Raw genomic sequence first — 22187 nt, 5'->3', positions numbered from 1 at the left:
ATCGATGGTCCCACTCCGTCGTTTCAGTGCTGACACTTTCGCCTTTCTGGGGCTATAGACAGCAAAGGGCGACGGGTACGGGGGTTTATTGTGAAGGTTCTTGTGACGGGTGGGGCCGGCTTTATCGGCTCGCATCTATGCGACCTGCTGCTGGCACAAGACCGGCAGGTACTATGTGCCGACAATTTTTCCACCGGCTCGGCGGAAAATATCGGTCATCTTCTGGGCAATCCGCATTTCGAGTTTCTGAGGCACGACGTTACCGTGCCTCTCAAAGTCGAAACGGATGAAATCTTCAACCTCGCCTGCCCGGCCTCGCCTGTTCACTATCAGCGCATTCCGATCGAGACGACCAGGACCTGCGTCTATGGGGCGATCAACATGCTCGATCTTGCACGCGCTTCGGGGGCCAGGATCCTTCAGGCATCGACATCCGAGGTCTATGGCGATCCGCAAGTCCATCCCCAGACCGAGGCCTATTGGGGCCACGTCAATCCGATCGGGCCGCGCAGTTGCTACGACGAAGGCAAGAGATGCGCCGAGGCGCTGTTCTTCGACTACCGGCGTCAGTCGAAATTACCCATCAAGGTGGTGCGCATATTCAATACATACGGGCCTCGCATGCACCCGTCTGACGGACGGGTGGTCAGCAATTTCATCGTCCAGGCCTTGCAGAACGATCCTATAACCATCTACGGCGACGGTAGCCACACCCGCAGCTTCTGCTATGTCAACGATCTCGTCGATGCGATGGTTCGGATGATGGCTACGCCCGACGATTTCGTGGGCCCCCTCAACGTCGGCAACCCGACGGAAGTCACGATCCTGGAACTGGCCGAACTTGTATTGAGCCTTGTCGGCGGCAAGTCCAAAATCGAGTTCAAGGCCCTGCCGCAGGACGATCCCCGCCAGCGCCAACCCGACATAGGTCTGGCGCGGTCGACGCTGGGTTGGTCTCCTCGCGTCGCTCTCGAGGATGGGCTCACCGAAACGGTTCGCTACTTCCGCCGCCTCATCAACGGCAATTGACGGCGGGCGCGCCCCTTTAAGTCTTTGTCTTCATGCATGTCGTTATCGCAAAACCGCTGCACACTTTTGCGCGACATGCATTAGCCCCGCATCTTGCGCAGGCGCCAGGCATCGAGCGTCTCGTCGACGATGCGTTCGGGCACATGATCGAGCTCGAACACGGCCTCGATGTCGAGCACGTCCAGCTGGGCGAGGAAACCGGCAGGCGTCTCGCCATGGCGCAGCCGCGCGGCGTCCTTTGCGGTGGTGACGAGGCGCAGCCCCTCCTGCCGCGCTAGCGCCAGCAGGTCGGCAAGCTCGTCCTGGGCGTAGAAATGATGATCCGGAAAAGCGCGCGACTGAGCCACTTCGCCGCCCGCGCCGCGCACCGTGTCGAAGAATTTCTCCGGATGACCGATGCCGGCAAAGGCCAGGAAGCGGCCGCCGGCGAAACGCGACGGGTCGGCCGGCTCGACATGCGCCAGGAAGATCGGCCTCCCGGCGCGCGCCGCCTGGCGCACGACGCCGTCGGCGGCGGTCCCCTCGCCCATCTTCAGCAAGCCGCTGGTGAAGACGAGTTGGTCGACGACCTTGGCGCGGAGAGGCCCGCCCGGGATGACGCGGCCGTTGCCGATGCCGAAGCGGGCGTCGACCACGACCAGCGCATAGTCGATATGGACGCGCGCCGACTGGAACCCGTCATCCATGATCAGGAAATCGCAGCCACGTTCTTCGATGAGCACCTTCGCACCGGCGGCGCGGTTGGCCGTCACCGCGACGGGCGCATGCTCGGCCAGGAGCAGCGGCTCGTCACCGACATGCTTGGCGGCGTCGTGATGCGCATCGACGACATGAGGCCTGGCGAACGAGCCGCCATGGCCGCGCGACAGGAAGCCTGGCGTGAGCTGCATGCGCTTGGCCTGCTTGGCCAAAGCGATGGCGACCGGTGTCTTGCCGCTGCCGCCGACGGTAAGGTTGCCGACGCACAGGACCGGCGCTGCGACCTTCTCGCGCGGCGCGTGGCGCATGCGACGGCCGGCGACCAGCCCGTAGATCGCCGATGCGGGCGACAGCGCAAGCACGCGCCAGTCCGGCTTTTCCCACCAGAAGGGTGGCGCTTCGCTGGTCATCGCGCCTGCCCCATGCGTCTCGGCTTCGCGCATGGACTTTTCCAAAAATCGGATCCGATTTCTGGGGTCATGATCTAGCGCCCGTTTGCGCCTTTCAGGCGCGCCTTGACGACCAGAGGCTGGATATAGGGCTCCAGCGATTTCAGCGTGCGGGCAAGCGCGCCGCGCATTTCGTCGACGGTGGCGGCACCCGCCGCCATCATCTCGTGGCGCGCCACTTCGTTGGTCAAAAGGAAATTGACGGCGCCGGCCAGCATGTCACGGTCGCGCACCAACTTGGCGCCGCCGCTGTCGAGCAGGCGCTGATAGGCCTCGCGGAAATTCTGCACGTTACGCCCGGCCAGCACGGCGGTTTCGAGCATCGCCGGCTCGAGCGGGTTCTGGCCGCCTTGCGAAGTCAGCGAGCGGCCGACAAAAGCGATCTCGGTCAGCCTCAGATAAAGGCCCATCTCGCCGATCGTGTCGCCGAGCAGGATGTCGGTATCGTGGGAGATGCGGTCGCCCTTGCCGCGCCTTGCCACGGACAGGCCCATGCCGGAAATCTGCGCGGCCAGCGCATCGGCGCGATCGGGGTGACGCGGCACGACGATGGTCAAGAGCCCGTGATGGCGCCTGTGCAGGCTTGCGTGGACCTCCGCGGCCACGACCTCCTCGCCATCATGAGTCGAGATCGCAGCCCAGGTCGGACGGCCGCCGATCTGGCGCTGCAGGGTGGCTAAGGCCCGCTCGTCGACCGGCGGCGGGTTGGTATCCACCTTGAGGTTGCCGGAAACGGTGACCGGCCGGGCGCCCAGCGCGCGGAACCGCTCGCCGTCGACATCCGACTGGGCGATGACGTGGGCAAGATTCTCGAACAGCGCCTCGGCAACGCCGGCGCGCTTCTTCCAGGACATGAAGGAGCGGTCCGACAGCCGGCCGTTGACCAGAACCTGCGGCACGTTGCGGGCGCCAAGCTCCAGGATGGTCATCGGCCAGATTTCCGATTCGGCGATGATCGCCAGTTCCGGCCGCCAGTGATCAAGAAAACGGCTTACCGCGGGCTTGAGATCGAGCGGCACATATTGGTGGATGATGCGGCTGCCGAGGCGCTCTTCGGCGACCTTGGCCGAGGTCACGGTGCCCGTGGTCAAAACGATGTTGACGCCATAGTCGAGGATGCTCTCGACCAGCGGCACCACCGCGATCGTCTCGCCCACGCTTGCGGCATGGATCCAGATCACCGGTCCTTCCGGACGGGGACGGCCGGCGATGCCATAGCGTTCTCGGCGGCGGACACGATCCTCCTTGCCGCGCGAGGCGCGCCAGGCGACATAGGGGCCAATCAGCGGATAGGCGGCCGCCCCCGCATAGCGATAGGCAGTCAGGGCCGCACGCGCCCAGCGCTCGCTCATTTGCCGCCGTCCACGAGGCGATAAGCCTCAGCCGTCGCGGCGTTGAGGGAGGCCGTGACCTCCTGGCGCTTGCGCTCCATCTCGGCGTCATCGGCATCGGCGGGCACGAAAACAGGCTGGCCCACGATGACCGCGGAGCGGCCGAACGGCAGGTTGATGGTGGTCTTGTCCCAGCTCTTCTCCAGCACCTTGCGGCGGCTGGTGGCGATGGCCGATGGCAGGATCGGCCGGCCGGAAAGCCTTGCCAGGAGAACGATGCCAAGCCCAGCGTCGCGCGGCGTGCCATTCGGAATATCGGCGATCATGGCGACGTTTTTGCCGGTGGCAAGCGCCTTCCTCAGCGCGATCAAGGCCTTGGCGCCGCCCTTGTCCAAATGCCTCGAATTGTCGCGGCCGCCGGAGCCGCGCACTGCCTCGATGCCGAATTTCTCGATCATCAGCGCCTGGAGCTCGGCGTCGGCGCTGCGCGAAACCATGGCGACCAGCGGCCGGCCCTCGGGGTAATAGGCAGGGGTCAAAAGGTGCTGGCCGTGCCAGAGCGCGATGATGCCCGGCTCAAGATGCGCATAAGCGCCGCCGGCTACCCGGGTCGAGCCTTCGACGAGCGGGCTGGTGACGCGAATCAACCGCAAGAACCAGGCGAACAGGCTGGCGATGAAGTTCTTGACGAAACTCGACTGCGCCAAAGGCTCGCGGATGCGCCGCCACAGCGTGCGCGTTCCGCCGCGTCTGGCGGCGCGCGGCCGAGTCGCCCCTTTCACCGCTTCATGCTCCATCGACGTCAACCGCCGACCTTCGATTCTGGATCGAGCAAGCGGTGCAGATGAACAACGAAATAGCGCATATGAGCATTGTCGACACTTGCCTGCGCCTTCGCCTTCCAGGCGGCGTGCGCCGATTGATAGTCGGGATAGATGCCGACAATGTCGAGCGCGTCCAGGTCGCGAAACTCGGTTCCACCCAGCTTTTTCAGCTCGCCACCGAACACCAGGTGCAAAAGCTGCTTCTTTCCGTCTTCCACGGCCATGCCGATCCTTCGCAGATTCATGAATTTTGTGAAACGTTTAGCCCAAAGCAGCCGATTTTGGAACTGCGGGCCGACTCACCCTTGGTCAATCCCAGCGATCACCCTGGCGAGCACGCCGAGCAGCTCGCCGCTGCCCGCGGCGAGCGCACCATGGTTGATCACCTCGCCGGCATAGCGCGGCGGCTTGCCGGTGCGGTCGAGCAATGCTCCGCCCGCCTCGGCAAGGATGAGGTCTGCGGCGGCGATGTCCCAGTCATGCGCGCTCGGCTTGACGAAGGTCGCATCGAGCTTTCCGGCGGCGATCATCGCCAGCCGATAGGCAAGCGAAGGGATGTAGGCCGTCCGCCGCAGCCTGTCCTGCCATGCCGGCGGCATCAAGTCGACCAGCGGCTTGGGTCCGCCGATATCGACGCTTTCGCCCAGCGGGCGCACATAGATACGCTTGTCGTTGAGATAGGCGCCCTCGCCCGGCAGCGCCCAATAGGTCTCGCGTTTGGCCGGGCATTCGAGCACGCCGGCGAGCGAGCGCCCGTTCTCGACCACTGCGACGCTGACACACCAGGAATGCAGGCCGTCGAGAAAGCCGCGCGTGCCGTCGATCGGGTCGACCACGAAGGTGCGGCGGGCCGACAGTCTGGCATGGTCATCGGCGGTCTCCTCCGACAGCCAGCCATAATCCGGACGCAGCCGGAGCAAGGTCTCGCGCAGGTAGGTATCGGCGGCGTGATCGGCCTCGCTCACCGGCGAGGTGCCGCCCTTCATCCACACCTGCGGGTTCTTGCCGAAATAGCCCATGGCGATTGCGCCGGCTTCGCGGGCGGCGTCGCGCAGCAAAGCAAGATCGTCGCGGGCCTCGCTCGAGGTCAATTGGTCAAGCGCCGGCAAGGGTCATCCCTTCGATCAGGAGCGTCGGCGCCGCGGTGCCGAAATTACGGTCGAGATCGTTCGCCGGAACCATGTTGAGGAACATGGCCTTCAGGTTCGAGGCTATCGTGACCTCGGCGACCGGATAGGCCAATGCGCCGTTCTCGATCCAGTAGCCGGAAGCGCCGCGGCTGTATTCGCCGGTCACCATGTCGACGCCCTGGCCGAATACCTCGGTGACATAGAAGCCGCTCTTCAACGACGCGATCAGATCTTCCGGCGAGCGCTCGCCGGGCTCGATGGCAAGGTTGGTCGAGGACGGCGAAACCGACGAGCCGCTGCGCGAGCCGCGCCCGTTGGTGACAAGGCCGAGCTCGCGCGCGGCCGAGGTGGACAGGAACCAGTGATTCAAGATGCCCTTCTCGACCATCAGCAGCTTCTCGCCCTCGATGCCCTCGCCATCGAAGGGGCGCGAGGCCTGGCCGCGCCGCCGCAAAGGCTCGTCGGTGACGGTGATCGCGGCCGACGCCACCTGCTTGCCCATCATGTCGCGCAGGAAGCTGGTCTTGCGGGCGACCGCGGCGCCGTTGATGGCGCCGGCGAGATGGCCGGCAATGCCGCGCGCGACGCGCGGATCGAACACTACGTCGACTGGGCCGGTCTTCGCCTTGCGGGCGCCGAGGCGGCGAACGGTACGTTCGCCCGCCTTGCGGCCGATCTCTTCCGGCGTGTCGAGGTCGGCGAAATGCTGGCGGGACGAGAATTCGTAGTCGCGTTCCATCGCGGTTCCCTCACCCGCAATGACGCTGGTCGAGCGCGAGAAGCGCGAGGCGACATACTGACCGACAAAGCCATGCGAGGTGGCGAGAACCATACCACCCAGGCCGGCGCCGGCGCTGCTGCCCGAGGAATTGGTGACGCCCTTGACGGCCAACGCCGCCGCTTCGGCGGCAAGTGCAGCTTCCTTCAGCTCGTCTGCCGATACCTCTGTCGGGTCAAAGAGGTCGAGATCGCGCAAATTGCGGGCAAGCAGCGCGGGGTCGGCGAGGCCCTGGAACGGGTCTTCGGGCGAAACCCTGGCCATCGCCACGGCACGCTCGGCGAGCGCCTTCGGGTCGGATGCGGCGGCGGTGGCCGAGACGCTCGCCACACGCTGGCCGATGAAGACGCGCAGCGACACGTCCTCGCTCTCCGACGATTCGGTGCCTTCGACCTTGCCCAGCCGAACCGACACGCCGGCCGAACGGCCGCGCACCGCCACCGCGTCGGCCGCATCGGCGCCGGCGCGCCTGGCGGCCTCGACGAGCGCCGCGACGCGATCGGTCAATTTCGCTGCGTCGAGCTTATCGGTCATGCGTTTGTTCCTGTGTGTTCACGCAGTCTGTCAGGTCGGGATCACGCCCGCACCCATCCATTGATGCTCACGCACCGTCTGCGGATGCTCACGCACTATCTGCTGGATGCTCATGCACCATCTATTGTTCCATTGCCGCTTGTGCAATGGGCTCAGGACAATCAGGATACCGCGGCCAAACCGTCCAAAGCGACCGGAAGGGGTTCCGATCGCTGGAACAGTGTCTCGTTCTGACGAAATGGGCTTGGCCGCGCGCGCTTCGCCGCCGGGCTAATGGGGGAAGGATGGATTATTTTGTCGACGGAGAGTTTACCCATGACTGGACCTCCCATCACCTGAAGCTTTGGGAGGAGCTTCTCGGCGACAAGGCCGGCACGGCGACGGCTGTGCTCGAAATCGGCTCGTTCGAGGGGCGTTCCGCGCTTTTTTTCCTGCAATTCCTGCCAAAATCCCGCATTACCTGCGTGGATAGCTTCCAGGGCAGCGAAGAGCATCTCGAGCCTGGCTCGAAGCATGAATCTGATATGGCCGAGGTCGAACGACGCTTCGACCGCAACCTCAAGCGCTTCGCCGGCCGGGTCGAGAAACGCAAAGGCCATTCGTTGACGATCCTGCCAGGCCTTGCCGGCGAAGGACGGCTGTATGACGTGGTCTATGTCGATGGCGACCATTCCGCCACCTCCGTTTACAGCGATGCCCGACTGGCCTGGGACGTGCTTGACAATGACGGTGTCATGATCCTGGACGATTACCGGTGGGGGCCGGATCTGCCGATGGCCAGGCGTCCCCAGGCAGGGATAGAAGCCTTCCTGAGCCAGGTCGCCGGGGAATACGAGCTGTTGCACCGGGGCCAGCAGATCGTCATTCGCAAGAGCGAGATCGTCGCGGCCAAGTCATTCACGATCGCCGGCCGCGACATTGACGGGCTCGCCGGCGGCGCGCTGTCGCCGCCGCTGGTCAGCTTCGTCGTCATCAACTGGAATTACGGCGGCTATGTCGGCGCGACGATCGATTCCATACGCAGACAGGACTATCCGCATTTCGAGTGCATCGTCATCAACAACGGCTCGACCGATGACAGCGCGCAGGTGATTGCCCGGCATGTCGAAGGCGATCCGCGTTTCCGGGTGGAGACGCTGGCGCAGAACCACGGCCAGCTCGGCGCCGCGCTGTGGGCTCTGGACAAGGTGAACGGCGGATTCGTCACCTTCGTGGACGCGGACGACGTGCTGTTCGACAACTACGCTTCAACGCACATTCAGGTGCATATGGCATTGCAACGAAGCGTCGGTTTCACTTCGGCCAACGTCGCAGAGATGGACTCGACAGGCAAAGCCCTGACGGCCTCGTACCAGCAACTCCGGCTGAACAGACCGGGCGCGCAGCGAGGCCTCCGAGGTGAGCGGACCGTGCTGCGACTGCCGACCGTCTCCCCGTCGCAATACCGGCTCCTCGACGCCAGCACGGCGACCATACCGCGTGCGCACGTCGGCTGGTTCTGGGCGCCGGGCAGCGCCAACATGTTCCGCACCTCGGTCCTGCATCTGCTGCGGTTGGACGATGGCAGCAAACCCTTGATGACGTCGGCCGACGGCTATTTCAATACAATATGCCATGCGGTTGCCGGCAGCGCGTTGATCGACATGCCCTTGTCCGGCTATCGCCTGCATTCAAGCAATTATTTCGCCACCGGCGAAAGCGTGGAGGGCATTCGCACCGGGACCAGGGAATACGCGGCCAAATTGCGGAAATTCACATATGAAAGCGTCAAGTATCTGATCGAAGGAAGCGAAAGGTTCGACTGGCTTTTAGGGGACGAGTTCTGGCCGGTCGTGGACCGGGTCACACGAGAAAACCCCGACAGGTTGCGCGACTATTTCAGCGACGAGATCGCGGTCGAGATATTCAAGCGCAACGCGCTGCAATTGAGGTCTGTTTTCGGTGCCAGGAGGTTCAGCAGAGAGGTGCTGGCCCGGTTTTCTGGAGCCCAGGCAAGATCCATCCTCAGAGCCGGTTTCGGAGGCCGAATTCCAATGCGCGTCCTCTCGAAGTCGCTGTTGCGCGATGTCCGCATCTCTCTGAGGATCGGACGGAAGCGACAATGACCGCGCCGAAGATCAGCTTCGTCATCATCAACCACAATTACGGCCAGTATGTCGGCCAGGCGATATCGAGCGTTCTGTCGCAGGATTACGCCGAGTTCGAATGCGTTGTCCTCGACAACGCCTCGACCGACGACAGCCGCGATGTCATCGCGCGATTCGAGAATACCGACCCCAGGCTGGCGTTTGAATATCTGGATGACAACCTGCACCAGATGGGCGCGTTCCTTCACGTTCTGGATCGCCTGGCGGGCGAATTGGTCTGTATCGTTGACGCCGACGATTTCCTGTTCGCGAACTTCGCGGCCTTTCACGCTCAGCTTCATTGCGATTGCCCGACGATCGGCGCCACGTCGGGCGGCGTTCTTGAAACCGATCATGCCGGGCGGCCGCTGTCTTCTGGTTTCGCATGGTTGCTGCACCGCAGAGTGGGCAGCCCCCTTGATCCCGACCGTTCACACTCAGATCACATGATTCTGGGACGACGGGAGCGCGAGCTGCTCTGGCAACAGTCCACGGTGATAGAGCCTCACGAAGCCGGCTGGCACTGGTCGCCTGGTACGGCGAACGTGTACAAGCGGCATTATCTCGTCCGATGCAAGCCATCCCTGGCTGTGGTCGGCAATGCCGCGACCGACAATTATTTCATGCCGTTCGTGCATGCCTTGGCTGGTTCGGCCTGCATAGACCTTCCGCTTTCGGCCTACCGAATTCACGGAGGCAACGTGCATGGCGCGCAGCCCTCCTTGCCGAACTTGAGGACATTCAGCAAAGCCGCCCATCAGCGTTCGCGCGTGCGGCGAAATGCTATGGTGCGCGAACTGGCCTCACGTGCCCGGGATTTTGTGTCGACACACGGACATGCTTTCTGGACCCTGATGGATGCTCCCAGCGTGCCGGACGGGATTTCGTTGAAGGCATATTTCAACGACCCTGCAATTCAGGATATTTTGGCTGATCACTTCGACGAGATCCTGGCAGCATGCGGAGAGGCCGAGACGCGCGAGGCGTTACGCGCTCGCATGGGGCGCAAAGGCTATAAGCAATTCCTGGCCTTGCAGGGTCAGAGAAAATCCCGACCTGACTCGAGTGCCGACGGCGGCTAAAATCACGCCACCGGCGCCCAGATCACGTCGTCGACCCTTGCTGCCCCCGTCGCCAGCATCACCAGCCGATCGAAGCCGAGCGCCGAGCCGCTGGCTTGCGGAATGATGGCCAAAGCGGCGAGGAAATCCTCGTCCAGCGGATAGCGCTCGCCATAGACGCGCTCTTTCTCATCCATCTCGGCGGCGAAGCGGCGGCGCTGTTCGGCTGCGTCGGTCAGCTCGCCGAAGGCGTTGGCAAGCTCGACGCCGCAGCAATAGAGCTCGAAGCGCTCGGCGATGCGCGGATCTTCAGCGCTCGGCCGGGCGAGCGCCGCTTCCGAAATCGGATAGCCGTATAAGATGGTGGCCCGCCCCTGCCCAAGCACCGGCTCGACTTTTTCGACCATCACCCGGCTGAACAGGTCGGCCCAGTTGTCGTCGGGCGCAGTGCGCAGGCCGGCGCGGACCAGTGCATCGTGAAGGGCGTCGCGGTCGGTGCTGCCGTCGGCCGATACGGTCGCGAGCAGGTCGATGCCGGCATGGCGCAGGAAAGCCTCCGCCACGCTCAGCCGCTCCGGCTCGGCGAACGGATCGGCCTCGCGGCCGCGAAAACGGAAACTCTTGGCGCCGGCTTTTTCCGCGGCGAGCGCCAGGAATTCGGCGCAGTCGGCCATCAGACGCTCAACTGTATCGCCGACGCGGTACCATTCAAGCATGGTGAATTCGGGGTGATGCAGCGGCCCGCGCTCGCGGTTGCGCCAGACCGGGCCGAGGCTGAAGATGCGTTCCTCGCCGGCGGCGAGCAGCTTCTTGCAGGCGAATTCCGGCGAGGTGTGGAGATAGAGCTGCCGGCGCGATGCGTCGGGCCCGATCGCCTCGGTGACGAAGGCGGCGAGATGCGCCTCGTTGCCCGGCGAAACTTGCAGGGCCGAGGTCGTCACCTCGACGAAATCGCGCTGCGCGAACCAGCCGCGCAGGGCGGCGGCGATGGCATTGCGCGCCATCAGCCGGGGCCGGCGGTCGGCATGAATATGCGGCGTCCACCAGGGCGAAGCGGCGGTCATGGGCAGGAAAATCGCCCGACAGGCTGGCGGTTCGGCGCAAGATGCGCTAGGGCGCACGCGATGGCCGCCGTCGCCGCTTCGCGGAAATCGACGCTTGCAGGCCGAAAAACTCGAACGGGATCGAATATCGTGGTCAAGGTCATCGCCAGTTCCTTACGCAAAGGCAACGTCGTCGATAAGGACGGCAAGCTTTATGTCATCCTCTTTGCCGAAAACATCCACCCTGGCAAGGGCACGCCGGTGACCCAGCTCGACATGCGCCGCATCGGCGACGGGGTGAAGGTCTCGGAGCGCTACCGTACGACCGAAATGGTCGAGCGCGCCTATGTCGAAGAGCGCGAGCACACCTTCCTCTATTCCGACGGCGAAGGTTTTCACTTCATGAACCCGGAAAGCTACGACCAGGTCGTGGCCTCGGAAGCCGTGGTCGGCGACATGGCGCCCTATCTGCAGGAAGGCATGGCCGTGCAGCTCGCGCAGTTCAACGGCGTGCCGATCTCGCTGGTGCTGCCGCAGCGCGCCACCTTCGAGGTGGTCGACACCGAGCCGGTCACCAAGGGCCAGACGGCGTCTTCGTCCTATAAGCCGGCGATACTCTCCAACGGCGTGCGCACGGCCGTGCCGCCACATATCTCGGCCGGCACGCGCGTGGTGGTGATGACCGCCGACGGTTCTTACGTCGAGCGCGCCAAGGACTGAGATTTTAGGGCGATTTGAAATGGCTCGCCTGAGCACAGGCGGGCCTGCAATCACCATAGTTGGCTTTTTTGAACCGTATCCGCCAGTTTCGCCTGCTGACGATCGCTTTACGCCTCACTTCAGCCGCGCGAACCACGAATGCCGACACCCGAAAGCTGAAATAGTGTTGGCACCAAAGGCCCGCGCCGCCTCATGTGCATCTGCTGATTGCCCAAATACCCAGCGCACGCTGCGTTTGTAAAAGGCAGTTACACCCCGAACGTTTAGCGAAAGGCGAGGCACGCTTGTATCGCCGCATCATTCCTTTGATGGATTTCAGAGGCCAAAAAGCAAGATAGCGTGCGGCGCGCGGAACGGGCGCGGTCGCCGTCATGCAAATAACCAACAAACAGGCTCCTGCTCTGCAGGCAGTGATGAAAGAGGCCAAACGCGCCATAACGCCGCTCATCTGGTTCAGCGGCGGCATCAATATATTGATGCTCACCAGCTCGTTCTACATGCTTCAAGTCTACCACCGGGTGCTATCCAGCCACAGCGTGGAAACTTTAGCAGCGCTGTCGTTGATGGCTTGCGCGGCGATCCTGACAATGGCAGGGCTCGAAATGGTACGCGCCCGCCTGCTGTCAACCGTAGGCGCCTGGATGAACTCGAGGCTGGCCCCAGTCCTGTTGACCGCGTCAGTAGAGCAGTCGGCCGCCACGCCGGGTCAAGGCAGCACACGGTCTCTGCGCGATCTCGACCAAGTGCGGAATTTCTTCACCAGCCCGAGCATCTACCCAATCCTCGACGCACCGTGGGCGCCAATCTTCTTCATCGCCATCTTCTTCATGCATCCGTGGCTCGGCTGGTTGGCGCTGGCCGGCGGGTGCGTGTTGTTTGCGCTGGCATTGCTCAACGAACTCACCACCCGCAAACCGCTGACAGAGGCCGGCAACGCGCAGGCACGGGCTTTCACCCAAGCCGAGTCGGCAGTCCGCAACGCCGAGGTCGTCCAGGCCATGGGCATGCTGCGGCCGTTGCTCGACAGTTGGCAAGATCAGCAGGATGAAGTGAGCGCCGGACAAGTCGCCGCCGGTAACCGCGCCAGCGCCATCGCGTCTGTCGCACGTTTCTGGCGGATGGCCTTGCAAATGGCGGTGCTCGGCCTCGGCTCTTACCTGGTGCTGCAAAACGAGGCCTCTCCCGGCATCATGATCTCATCCTCAATCTTGATGGGTCGCGCGCTGGCCCCCGTAGAGCAAGCGATCAGCACGTGGAAGGCGACGCTCGGGGCACGCGCCGCTTACAAGCGTCTTACCGCGTTTGTCGGCCAACGCCCTGAGGCCAAAGCAGTGTGGTCTTTGCCACGCCCACAAGGAAAGGTCGAGGCAGAGAGTATTGTCCTCGCCCGGCAGGGTGGCGGCGAGCCTGTCTTGAAAGGCGTGAGTTTCCAACTCAAGCCCGGTGAAGTGATGGCGCTCATCGGCCCGAGCGCATCCGGCAAGACAAGCCTGGCCCGCGTTCTCGCCGGCGCTTGGCGCCCATCAGCCGGTCGCGCTTTGCTCGACGGCATGGACGTCGCCGAGTGGCCCGCCGAGGACCGTGGTCGGCACGTCGGGTATTTGCCGCAGGACATCGAGTTGTTCGCCGGCACGATCACCGAGAACATCGCCCGCTTCGCGAAGCTCAGTCCCGCGGTCTTCAACAGCGTGATCAAGGCCGCGCAACTGGCGGGCGTTCACGAATTGATCAAGGGCTTGCCGAAAGGCTACGAAACTCAAGTAGGGGATTCAGGCGCATCGCTGTCAGGCGGACAGCGCCAACGAATCGGGCTGGCGCGGGCACTCTACGGCGATCCGACACTCATCATCCTGGACGAGCCGAATTCCAACCTCGATCGCGAGGGCGAAGACGCCCTGATGGCCGTGATCGGCGCGGTCAAGGCGACGGGCACTACGATGATCCTAATCGCACACCGCCCAAGCATCATGGAGAAAGTCGACAAGGTGCTGGTGCTCAATCAGGGCAGACAAGAATTATTCGGGGCGCGTGACACGGTCTTCAACGAACTCGCCGCCCGCGCCAGGAGAGTGGCTCAGCTGCCCAACACCACTCACGTCACGGCGGTCACGTCATGACCCGCGCAAACCCAGCAGACAACGATATGAACATAGTCGCTCTCCCCCAGCCACTGCCACCCCCGCCGACGTTGCAACCGCTCCGTCTCAGAGCCGTCACGAACGCCGGTTTCTCAATCATGTTCCTGTTCTTCGGCGTGGCCGGCGGCTGGGCGGCCCTGGCACCGCTCGACAGCGCGGCGGTGACGACCGGAGTGGTCAAGGTCGACGGCGACCGCAAACTCATCCAGCACCTCGAGGGCGGCATTATCGCCGAACTGGACGCCGTCAACGGCGATGTCGTCAAGAAAGGCAAAGTCCTCGTCCGCCTCGACCACACGCAAGCCAAGGCTCAACTGGACTCGATTCAAAACAAGATCGCCACACGAGAGGCGCTCGTCGCCCGTCTCCGGGCCGAACGCGACGGCAAGGACACGATCGAGTTCGACCAGGCATTGCTCGACAACCCGGACCCTGCCGTCAAGGACGCGGTGGCCACCCAACGTGACGTCTTCAACGCGAAGCACCGCAACCTGAAGGACGAGAAGGCAATCCTCGACGAACGCCGCCAGCAGGCCGCCGAGCAAATTACCGGACTGCAACAGCTTATCGCGACCGAGGACAAGCGGATCGCGGCATTCGCGAATGAGAACAAAGACCTCGAGACTTTGCTCAGCAAGGGGCTCACCACCCGCGAACGCAACCTGACGCTCACCCAGGAACAACGCCAGACCGAGGGAGAACGCGCCACGAATGTCGCATCGATCGCCCGCGCCCGCAGCTCTATCGCCGAGATCGACATGCAAATCCTCAACCTTACAACTCAACAACTGAACGAATCAGTTGACGAATTGAGCAAGGTCGAAGCGGAGCTGTTCGACTTCCGGCAGCAAGCGCGCGCGGCCGAGGATGTCCTCAAGCGCACCGACATCACCGCGCCCGTCGACGGAATCGTAATGGACGTGAAAGTCCACACGGCGGGCGGAGTGGTGAAACCCGGCGACACGCTGATGACGGTCGTGCCGCTCGGCGAGAAGCTGGTCATCGAGACCATGGTCAAGCCCGAGGACGTCGAGACGATCGCCCCCGGCCAGACAGCCTATGTCAGCTTCCCGGCCTTCGCCAAATACAACCTGCCGCAGCTAGACGGCATCGTGGAAACGGTGTCGGCCGACCGGTTGGTGGACGAGCGCACCAACGCTGCTTACTTCGCCGCGACGGTGGTGATCGACAAGAGCGAACTGGCCAAGCTCGACGGTCGCAAGCTGCTGCCCGGCATGTCGAGCGAGGCCATGATCAAGACCGGCACCCGCACCGTGCTGGCTTATCTCGCCGAACCGCTCACGCAAAACATCCGTCGCTCATTGCGTGAGAAATAATGCAAACATCAGTGGCTCACATGCGTATCCATGTCATAACAAGGGAGGATCCAGATTAAAGACAGAAGTTTACACCTCGCTCATTTATGTCCATACCCACACTACAGAGTTATAAATCGCACAATTGCGTGTGCAGTAGGGAGGAAATACCGTGGCGAAAAATCCAGTAATTATAACAATAGGCCCCGATTTCTCACTGTCAGCGGCCAGCGTCGACCTTAACTTGCATAACCACACAGTGCAGCTCGAAGAGAACCCTCCGAGCGCGGCAGTCGTCGACGAGTCCGCTTACTTCGCCGGCAGTAACGGCATCGCCTACACCACCGACTTCACCAACCCCACCGGGGATTATCTCCGTGTTTACACCGGCTCGGAATTCTCGGACCGAATGATCGGCGACGATCTCCTCAACCATCTTCTCGGCGGCGGCGGCAACGATTTCATGTACGGCGGCGGCGGTGACGATTGGATTGAAGGCGGTGACGGTAGCGATTCTATTGCCGGTGACGCCGGCGACGATTCCCTCTACGGCAACGCCGGCGACGACACCATCAAAGGTGGTGACGGTAACGACTTTATCAGAGCCGGTGACGGCAACGATATCATCAACGGCGGGGCCGGTGATGACGCCATCTATACCAGTGACGACAGCCAAGCCCACTACTCCCCCGGTGTCGACATAGTCAATGGCGGTGGCGGCAACGATTTTATCAGGGCCGGCCGTGACGGCGGCATATTCAATGGCGACGCTGGCAACGACACCATCACCGGCAGCGAGGGCCAGGACACTATCAACGGCGGGGCCGGCAACGACACCCTCTACGGCGACAACGGCGCTATGAATCGCAACAGCACCGACACCATCCACGGCGGTGCCGGTGATGATTATATCGAAGGTGACGTCATGTTTCTCCCGTCCGGCAGAGCTAACTTCCTGTACGGTGACGGGGGCAACGACACCATCGTCGGGTTTATCGGTGACGACACCATCAACGGTGGGGCCGGCAACGACACTATCGAAGGGGGTAGGGCAAATTTCTCGATCAATTCCGGCAGCGACACCCTGACGGGCGGCGGGGGTAGCGACACCTTCGTCTTCCACAGCCACACCTTCGTCGCCGGCCAACATGACGTCATCACCGATTTCAAACACGGTGACGATAAGTTCGACCTGAGGGACACTCACGACACCGCGTTCCTGCAAGGCCCCAACTTTGACTCGGCACAGTCGGCTATCGATTATCTCCACGCGCACAATCTCTCTGCCGAGAGTACAGTAGTAAAGGTCATCGACGGTTCTGCCGTCGACCTCGTCAGTTTTAGCGACGACGCCGGCACTCTCGACCTCAACGTGTCGGTAAGCGCATCGGCGGCGGCGCATATCACACAGGCGGACTTCCTCTTCGGCGCTCTGGTGTAACCTACAGTGAGGGGCGGCGCACAAGTCGCCCCCCAACACCTGATAGTGAGACACACGTATGCGGACAGAGGTAGGGAGTGCGCGGTTTAGAGGGTGCCCGAAGCGGTATCAGAGCCGACCTGGCCGCCTCCATACACCTCGGCCTCGGGCGGCGATAATACAGACGGCTTCCAAATCTCCGACGGGCTCGGCGGCGTGGACAAAGTCTGCTGCCGGGTATGTCAAGCGAGGCCATGATCAAGACCGGCACCCGTACCGTGCTGGCTTATCTCGCCGAACCGCTCACGCAAAACATCCGTCGCTCATTGCGCGAGAAATGAAATCTTCGACAGCTCCGTACGCATCCTTTTCACAACCAAGGAGAACCCAGACCAAAGACACATATTTCATATCCGCAGTGTAGCGCCACAACGCGCACAATCTTGTGCACAACAGGGAGATGAATACCATGACTAAAAAGCCAGTCTTAGTATCAGTCGGCCCGGATTTCTCGCAGTCGACGGCGAGTGTCGATCTGAATCTGCACACCCAAACAGTCCAACTCGAAGAGAACATCCCGCCGAGCGCGACAGTCACCAACGAGGCAGCTTATTTCGCCGGCGGGACCGCATACACCACCGACTTCACATACACCGGCACCTGGTTCGGTTCGGCTTTCTCCGACCGAATGATCGGTGATGATCTCACCAACCTATTTTCCGGTGGCCCCGGCAACGATTTCCTCCACGGCGGCGCCAGTGCCGACGCCCTCAACGGCGATGACGGCAACGACTTTATCACCGGCGGGGCCGGGGATGATCTTCTCGACGGCGGTGCCGGCAACGACACGATCAATGGCGGCGCTGACAACGACACACTCCGAGGCGGGATCGACAGCGACGTGATTTACGGCGGCACCGGGGACGACACTATCTACGGCGGCAGCGGGATTCGCCCGAGCGACGGTCAGGATCACACTCCCGGCGACACGAACGACACACTCTACGGCGGTGCCGGCAACGACACGATCTTCGGCAACGCCGGGGACGACTATATCGAGGGCGGTGCCGGCAACGATACCCTCTACGGCGACGACACCGCCACCTCCCCCACCAGCGGTAACGACACTATCCACGGCGGTGCAGGCGATGACGTGGTAGAAGATAGTCGCGGTACCAACACCCTGTACGGCGATGCCGGGAATGACTTGATATTGGGTGGAGACCAGAACGACACCATCTATGGCGGCAAAGGCGCCGACATCATCCTCGGCGGCGCAGGCGCGGACTGGATGTCGGCGAACAACGGCGTCACCACGGGGGACGGCGCCCGGGACACCTTTGTCTTCTTCTCGGGCGAATCATCGGCGACCGTGCAGGACACCATCCAGGGATTCAAGCATGGCGAGGATAAAATCGATCTGCATGAATCGCGGCACGTCGCTTTGATCCTTAACGACGCTCCCGGTAGTAGCGGAACTTTCGCCTCGTCTCAGGCAGCTCTCGACTATCTTCACGCACACAACATATCCGCCGAGGGAGCAGTGGTGAAAGTCGACACCGGCAGCAGCGGGCTCATTGTCGGTTTCAGCGACGACGCCGGTACAATCGACCTAAACGTGGCGGTGGGCGAGACGGCGGCAGCTCACATTACCGAATCAGACTTCCTCTTCGCGTAGAAAGTTGCGCCTGTAAAACTTGCAGTGGAGTACGAGCGCCAATTTTCGGTTACTGAGGTCAGGCCTTTTGGAGCGCGGCGCTCCGGCGGGGCAGCTGCGTAATGCCGATAACAGAGAGCTTCCCGACGCCGATCGAGAAGGCTGGCTGGCTGGCTGCGCGATTATCCCGCCGCGGTAGACGTGCAGGGTGGACAATGAAACGCGAGGATAGGCACTGCAGAACTAAGCGGGCAACGGTCAGCACGGTCGTCCGCCGTCTGTCAGCGACGACAGCAACAAAGTGGTGACCTTGGCCCCAAAGCCCAGCTTGGCTAGAGTTCGAAAGATGCTGGACGCCATTCACCACGTCGCGCTTATCTGCACCGACTACGATCGGTCGCGACGGTTCTATGTCGAGCTCCTCGGCCTGGACCTGATCCGCGAGGTCTATCGGGAGGAGCGGCAGTCCTGGAAGGCCGACCTGCGGATCGGATCCGCCCAGCTGGAATTATTTTCCTTCCCGGCCCCAGCGCCGCGGCCGTCTTATCCAGAGGCGACAGGGCTGCGGCACTTGGCATTTGCTGTGGGGAACCTCGACCTCGTAGTTGCGCGCCTGGAGGCCGCCGGCGTTGCCGTAGAGCCAATCCGGATCGACCCATATACGGATCGGCGCTTCACCTTCTTTAGCGACCCGGATGGATTGCCGTTGGAACTCTACGAAGCGCAATAAAGTGCCGTCTATACGACAGTCTGGGTATCGCACGACGGAACCATTCGGCGGCGGAGCTGGGTTTCGAGTCAGCCGATCCAGGCAAAGACCCGACAACCGAGCCGGACCTGATGATGCTGTGGAACGTCCTGGACTGGACGCCGGAAGGTCGCGGGACCGACTGGTACCCGAAGGTCACCCACTAAGCGGTCGAGATGGTTGGCCAGGAGTCTGGCGTTGCGGAAAAGGGTGGAGACCTGCCAATCCGCTCACGGCTCCGCTTAAGGCATTCGCGATGTTGTCATCAAGCGTCTGCAACTGGCGCTCAGTGGCACGTCGACGCGCGAGCGTTCGGCGCTGTCCAACTGGCCACGATCAGGTAACCACTTCCACCGGCAGGCCGGCGGCTTTCCATTCCGGCATGCCGTCCTCCAGCCGGCGCGCCGAATGGCCGAGCGCGCGCAGCGCAGCGACCGCCTCGAAGGACATCACGCACCACGGGCCGCGGCAATAGGCGACGATTTCGCGGCCGATAGCGGCGTCGGCTGACCAGGCCCTGACTTTCCCCAGCGGGACATTGATGGCGCCCGGCACATGGCCGAGCGCGAACTCGTCTGCCGGGCGGACGTCGATCAGCGTCACTAGTCCGTCGCGCATCAGCCTCTCAAGCTCGTCGCGCGTGACCGGCCGCATGTCGTCGCGCGCGTCGAAATAGCCGCGCACGATGCGGTCGACCTCGGCGAGCTGCCGCTCGGCAACGCCGCGCACGGCGGCGAAGGCGGAAAGCACGCTGTCATCGGCGAGCGAATAATGCACGAACTTGCCGTCGCGCTCGGCCGAGACGATGCCGGCGCGGCGCAGCGCCTGCAGATGCTGCGAGATGTTGGCGACGGGCCGGCCGAGCTTCGCCGCGAGCGCCTCGACGCTGCGCGCGCCTTGCGCCAGATGCTCGATCAATTCCAGGCGCAGCGGATGCCCGAGCGCCTTGGCGACGATCGCGAACTGCTCGTACAACGCCTGTTTCGGATTGCGGATTGACATCGACCTTTCTGCCGTCATTCAATGGAATAATTGAATGACGGTTTCGACCATTGCTGTCAAGCAGAGCGGCTCCCCGGGGCGCAGCCGCTCGTTCGGAGGAAAGCGATGATTGTCAGGCAGTTCCTGCACACGGACCCGGTTGCGGCCTCCTATCTGTTCGGCTGCGGCGGCAAGGCGTCCGCGGCGGTCGTCGATCCTGTCGGCGACATCGCGCCCTATGTCGAAGCGGCGCGCGCGACGGGCATGCGCATCCTCTATGTCGTCGACACGCACATCCATGCCGACCACATCTCGGCGGGGCGCGCGCTCGCCGAGGCGACCGGCGCGGAATACGTGCTGTTCGAGGGTGCCGAGGCAGACTTCCTGTTCCGGCGCGTCAAGGACGGCGAGATGCTGGAGCTCGGCAATGTGACGGCGACGGTGATGCATACGCCCGGCCATACGCCGGAGCATTTGAGCCTTCTGGTCACCGACCGGACGCGGGCGAGCGAACCTTGGTTCGTGCTCACCGGGCATACGCTGATGGTCGGCGATCTCGGCCGCACAGAGCTTGCCTCGAGCGCTGAAGACGGGGCGCGCGCGCTGTTCTCCTCCGTGCGCCGGCTGAAAGAATTGCCCGACCATATCGAGGTGCTGCCCGGCGCCTATTCGGGTTCGGTCTGCGGGAGATCGCTGAGCGGCAAGCCGACATCGACCATCGGCTTCGAGCGGCGCTTCAACAAGGCGTTCCGCATCGAGGACGAGGATGAGTTCATCGCCGCCATGACCGCCGATATCCCTCCCTCGCCGCCGGAGGCCGCCCGGACCCGGGCGCTCAACGCCGGAGCAAAATCTTGAGCGCAGCGGCGTCGGCCGTCGCGCTCGGCCTCAAGGCCAACTGGAAGCAGTTTTCGCTCCTGGTGCTGATCAACGCCTTCGTCGGCGGCATGGTCGGCATCGAGCGAACCGTCGTGCCGCTGATCGGCGCGGAGGAATTCGGCGTCGCATCGACCACGCTCGTCACGTCCTTCATCGTCAGCTTCGGCGTGGTCAAGGCCTGCGCCAACCTCGTCTCCGGCCCGCTTGCCGACACATGGGGCCGCAAGCGCGTGCTGATCCTCGGCTGGCTGTTCGGCCTGCCGGTACCCTTCATCATCATCTGGGCCCCGAGCTGGGCCTGGATCGTCGCCGCAAACGCGCTGCTCGGCATCAACCAGGGGCTCGCCTGGTCGATGACGGTGATCATGAAGGTCGACCTGGTCGGGCCGAAGTCGCGCGGGCTCGCCGTCGGTCTCAACGAGTTCGCCGGCTATCTCGCCGTCGGCGTCACGGCCTTCCTCACCGGCTATCTCGCCAGCCGCTACGGGCTGCGTCCAGTGCCGATCTATCTCGGCGTCGGCCACGCGGTCCTCGGCGCGGCGCTGTCGATCCTGCTCGTGCGCGACACCCGCGAGCATGTGCGGCTGGAGCTGGCCAACCATCCAAAACAGGCTTCGCCGCTGAGCTTCCGCGAGATCTTCATGCTGACTTCGTTCGGCGACCGCAATCTGTTCGCGGCCTCGCAGGCCGGCCTGGTCAACAACCTGAATGACGGCATGAGCTGGGGGCTGTTTCCGCTCTTCTTCGTCGCCAACGGGCTCGGCGTCGAGCGCATCGGCATCCTCAAGGCGGTCTATCCGGCGGTGTGGGGCATCCTTCAGGTCGCCACCGGGCCGTTGAGCGACCGATGGGGCCGCAAGGGGCTGATCGTCGCCGGCATGTGGGTGCAGGCGGCGGGGCTTCTCTTGACCGCCCTGACGCGCGATTTCGGCTGGTGGCTGCTGGCAAGCCTTTTGCTCGGCCTCGGCACCGCGATGGTCTATCCGAGCCTGATCGCGGCGGTGTCGGACGCATCGCACCCTTCCTGGCGGGCGCGCTCGCTCAGCGTCTATCGCTTCTGGCGCGACCTCGGCTATGCGATCGGGGCGCTGTCCGCCGGCCTGATCGTCGACTTCTTCGGCTTCGTCGCGGCGATCGCGGCCATTGCCGCATTGACCTTCCTGTCGGGCGCGATCGTCGCGGTGACGATGCGCGAGCCGCGTTCCGCCACCGTGGTTCCGACATCGGGCGATCGTTGAGACCGCCTCGGAAACGAAGGCCGTGTTTACGTTAATGGAAGCTTGATGCTGCGCGGGATGTGCCTGTCCGCTACAATCTGAACAGG

At 63.2% G+C, this 22187-nt stretch carries 19 protein-coding genes and 1 pseudogene; 12 read left to right on the top strand and 8 right to left on the bottom strand.

What is annotated here, in order from left to right; all coding sequences use genetic code 11:
- Positions 1–90 precede the first annotated feature (90 nt).
- On the top strand, positions 91–1029 hold the full coding sequence (locus LB515_RS25430; RefSeq protein WP_224709346.1) for a UDP-glucuronic acid decarboxylase family protein: 939 nt from the start codon (positions 91–93) through the stop codon (positions 1027–1029).
- An 80-nt stretch (positions 1030–1109) separates the two neighbouring features.
- Here LB515_RS25430 and lpxK read toward each other — a convergent pair whose 3' ends face one another.
- The 6 genes from lpxK to LB515_RS25400 all read right to left on the bottom strand — a co-directional run bounded on the left by lpxK (position 1110) and on the right by LB515_RS25400 (position 6774).
- Positions 1110–2138 carry a tetraacyldisaccharide 4'-kinase gene (lpxK, locus tag LB515_RS25425; protein WP_224709357.1) on the bottom strand — a complete coding sequence of 343 codons (1029 nt, stop codon included), beginning with the start codon at positions 2136–2138 and terminating at the stop codon, positions 1110–1112.
- A gap of 74 nt (positions 2139–2212) precedes the next feature.
- Complete coding sequence (waaA, locus tag LB515_RS25420; RefSeq protein WP_095767820.1) at positions 2213–3529, bottom strand: lipid IV(A) 3-deoxy-D-manno-octulosonic acid transferase; 1317 nt, start codon at positions 3527–3529, stop codon at positions 2213–2215.
- Positions 3526–4305, bottom strand: coding sequence for a lysophospholipid acyltransferase family protein (locus LB515_RS25415; protein ID WP_095767821.1), 780 nt, complete (start codon positions 4303–4305; stop codon positions 3526–3528). The genes waaA and LB515_RS25415 overlap by 4 nt, the downstream gene beginning before the upstream one ends.
- A gap of 5 nt (positions 4306–4310) precedes the next feature.
- Positions 4311–4556 carry a DUF4170 domain-containing protein gene (locus LB515_RS25410; RefSeq protein WP_041002569.1) on the bottom strand — a complete coding sequence of 82 codons (246 nt, stop codon included), beginning with the start codon at positions 4554–4556 and terminating at the stop codon, positions 4311–4313.
- A 75-nt stretch (positions 4557–4631) separates the two neighbouring features.
- Entirely contained in the window at positions 4632–5441 is an 810-nt protein-coding gene (locus LB515_RS25405; protein ID WP_140840939.1) for a 3'(2'),5'-bisphosphate nucleotidase CysQ, read from the bottom strand.
- Complete coding sequence (locus LB515_RS25400; protein ID WP_224544757.1) at positions 5428–6774, bottom strand: TldD/PmbA family protein; 1347 nt, start codon at positions 6772–6774, stop codon at positions 5428–5430. Before LB515_RS25400 ends, LB515_RS25405 begins: the two co-directional genes overlap by 14 nt.
- A 284-nt stretch (positions 6775–7058) precedes the next feature.
- Here LB515_RS25400 and LB515_RS25395 point away from each other — a divergent pair, with 284 nt between their 5' ends.
- Positions 7059–8879, top strand: coding sequence for a glycosyltransferase (locus LB515_RS25395; protein WP_224709345.1), 1821 nt, complete (start codon positions 7059–7061; stop codon positions 8877–8879).
- Positions 8876–9982, top strand: coding sequence for a glycosyltransferase family 2 protein (locus tag LB515_RS25390; protein WP_224709344.1), 1107 nt, complete (start codon positions 8876–8878; stop codon positions 9980–9982). Before LB515_RS25395 ends, LB515_RS25390 begins: the two co-directional genes overlap by 4 nt.
- Positions 9983–9984: 2 nt before the next feature.
- On the opposite strand, the gene epmA is transcribed toward LB515_RS25390, so the two are convergent.
- The gene (gene epmA, locus LB515_RS25385; RefSeq protein WP_224709343.1) at positions 9985–11025 is read right to left on the bottom strand and encodes an EF-P lysine aminoacylase EpmA; all 1041 of its coding nucleotides are present in this window, start codon (positions 11023–11025) and stop codon (positions 9985–9987) included.
- 129 nt (positions 11026–11154) lie between these two features.
- On the opposite strand from epmA, the gene efp reads away from it, so the two are divergent.
- The 7 genes and pseudogenes from efp to LB515_RS28295 form a co-directional block, all read left to right on the top strand.
- The gene (gene efp, locus LB515_RS25380; protein ID WP_095767917.1) at positions 11155–11724 is read left to right on the top strand and encodes an elongation factor P; all 570 of its coding nucleotides are present in this window, start codon (positions 11155–11157) and stop codon (positions 11722–11724) included.
- A 413-nt stretch (positions 11725–12137) separates the two neighbouring features.
- Complete coding sequence (locus LB515_RS25375) at positions 12138–13841, top strand: type I secretion system permease/ATPase (protein ID WP_224709342.1); 1704 nt, start codon at positions 12138–12140, stop codon at positions 13839–13841.
- A gap of 26 nt (positions 13842–13867) precedes the next feature.
- Positions 13868–15199, top strand: coding sequence for an HlyD family type I secretion periplasmic adaptor subunit (locus LB515_RS25370; protein WP_224529346.1), 1332 nt, complete (start codon positions 13868–13870; stop codon positions 15197–15199).
- Positions 15200–15437: 238 nt separating this feature from the next.
- A complete protein-coding gene (locus LB515_RS25365) occupies positions 15438–16619 on the top strand; it encodes a hypothetical protein (RefSeq protein ID WP_224529169.1) in 1182 nt (393 codons plus the stop codon).
- A 448-nt stretch (positions 16620–17067) separates the two neighbouring features.
- On the top strand, positions 17068–18276 hold the full coding sequence (locus LB515_RS25360) for a calcium-binding protein (RefSeq protein WP_224709341.1): 1209 nt from the start codon (positions 17068–17070) through the stop codon (positions 18274–18276).
- Positions 18277–18601: 325 nt separating this feature from the next.
- Positions 18602–18985 carry a VOC family protein gene (locus LB515_RS25355; protein ID WP_224529348.1) on the top strand — a complete coding sequence of 128 codons (384 nt, stop codon included), beginning with the start codon at positions 18602–18604 and terminating at the stop codon, positions 18983–18985.
- 59 nt (positions 18986–19044) lie between these two features.
- Positions 19045–19170: pseudogene (locus LB515_RS28295) on the top strand (DUF899 domain-containing protein); the annotation flags it as partial.
- A gap of 169 nt (positions 19171–19339) precedes the next feature.
- Here LB515_RS28295 and LB515_RS25350 read toward each other — a convergent pair.
- Positions 19340–20005 (bottom strand): ArsR/SmtB family transcription factor, encoded by a 666-nt coding sequence (locus tag LB515_RS25350; protein ID WP_224709340.1) that lies wholly within the window; start codon positions 20003–20005, stop codon positions 19340–19342.
- Between the two features lie 105 nt (positions 20006–20110).
- On the opposite strand from LB515_RS25350, the gene LB515_RS25345 reads away from it, so the two are divergent.
- Entirely contained in the window at positions 20111–20842 is a 732-nt protein-coding gene (locus tag LB515_RS25345) for an MBL fold metallo-hydrolase (RefSeq protein ID WP_224709339.1), read from the top strand.
- A complete protein-coding gene (locus LB515_RS25340; RefSeq protein ID WP_224709338.1) occupies positions 20839–22101 on the top strand; it encodes an MFS transporter in 1263 nt (420 codons plus the stop codon). The genes LB515_RS25345 and LB515_RS25340 overlap by 4 nt, the downstream gene beginning before the upstream one ends.
- Positions 22102–22187 lie beyond the last annotated feature (86 nt).

The organism is Mesorhizobium sp. CA15 (assembly GCF_020165215.1).
Classification (GTDB): domain Bacteria; phylum Pseudomonadota; class Alphaproteobacteria; order Rhizobiales; family Rhizobiaceae; genus Mesorhizobium.
This window is presented reverse-complemented; position numbering and strand designations above follow the sequence as displayed.

What these genes read in the sequence shown, in the direction of transcription:
- LB515_RS25390 (WP_224709344.1), top strand. Translation starts at nt 8,876, where the DNA reads ATGACCGCGCCGAAGATCAGCTTCGTCATCATCAACCACAATTACGGC.
- LB515_RS25360 (WP_224709341.1), top strand. Translation starts at nt 17,068, where the DNA reads ATGACTAAAAAGCCAGTCTTAGTATCAGTCGGCCCGGATTTCTCGCAG.
- LB515_RS25370 (WP_224529346.1), top strand. Translation starts at nt 13,868, where the DNA reads ATGAACATAGTCGCTCTCCCCCAGCCACTGCCACCCCCGCCGACGTTG.
- LB515_RS25415 (WP_095767821.1), bottom strand. Translation starts at nt 4,305, where the DNA reads ATGGAGCATGAAGCGGTGAAAGGGGCGACTCGGCCGCGCGCCGCCAGA.
- LB515_RS25355 (WP_224529348.1), top strand. Translation starts at nt 18,602, where the DNA reads ATGCTGGACGCCATTCACCACGTCGCGCTTATCTGCACCGACTACGAT.
- LB515_RS25345 (WP_224709339.1), top strand. Translation starts at nt 20,111, where the DNA reads ATGATTGTCAGGCAGTTCCTGCACACGGACCCGGTTGCGGCCTCCTAT.
- LB515_RS25350 (WP_224709340.1), bottom strand. Translation starts at nt 20,005, where the DNA reads ATGTCAATCCGCAATCCGAAACAGGCGTTGTACGAGCAGTTCGCGATC.
- LB515_RS25375 (WP_224709342.1), top strand. Translation starts at nt 12,138, where the DNA reads ATGAAAGAGGCCAAACGCGCCATAACGCCGCTCATCTGGTTCAGCGGC.
- lpxK (WP_224709357.1), bottom strand. Translation starts at nt 2,138, where the DNA reads ATGACCAGCGAAGCGCCACCCTTCTGGTGGGAAAAGCCGGACTGGCGC.
- LB515_RS25400 (WP_224544757.1), bottom strand. Translation starts at nt 6,774, where the DNA reads ATGACCGATAAGCTCGACGCAGCGAAATTGACCGATCGCGTCGCGGCG.
- epmA (WP_224709343.1), bottom strand. Translation starts at nt 11,025, where the DNA reads ATGACCGCCGCTTCGCCCTGGTGGACGCCGCATATTCATGCCGACCGC.
- LB515_RS25395 (WP_224709345.1), top strand. Translation starts at nt 7,059, where the DNA reads ATGGATTATTTTGTCGACGGAGAGTTTACCCATGACTGGACCTCCCAT.
- waaA (WP_095767820.1), bottom strand. Translation starts at nt 3,529, where the DNA reads ATGAGCGAGCGCTGGGCGCGTGCGGCCCTGACTGCCTATCGCTATGCG.
- LB515_RS25410 (WP_041002569.1), bottom strand. Translation starts at nt 4,556, where the DNA reads ATGGCCGTGGAAGACGGAAAGAAGCAGCTTTTGCACCTGGTGTTCGGT.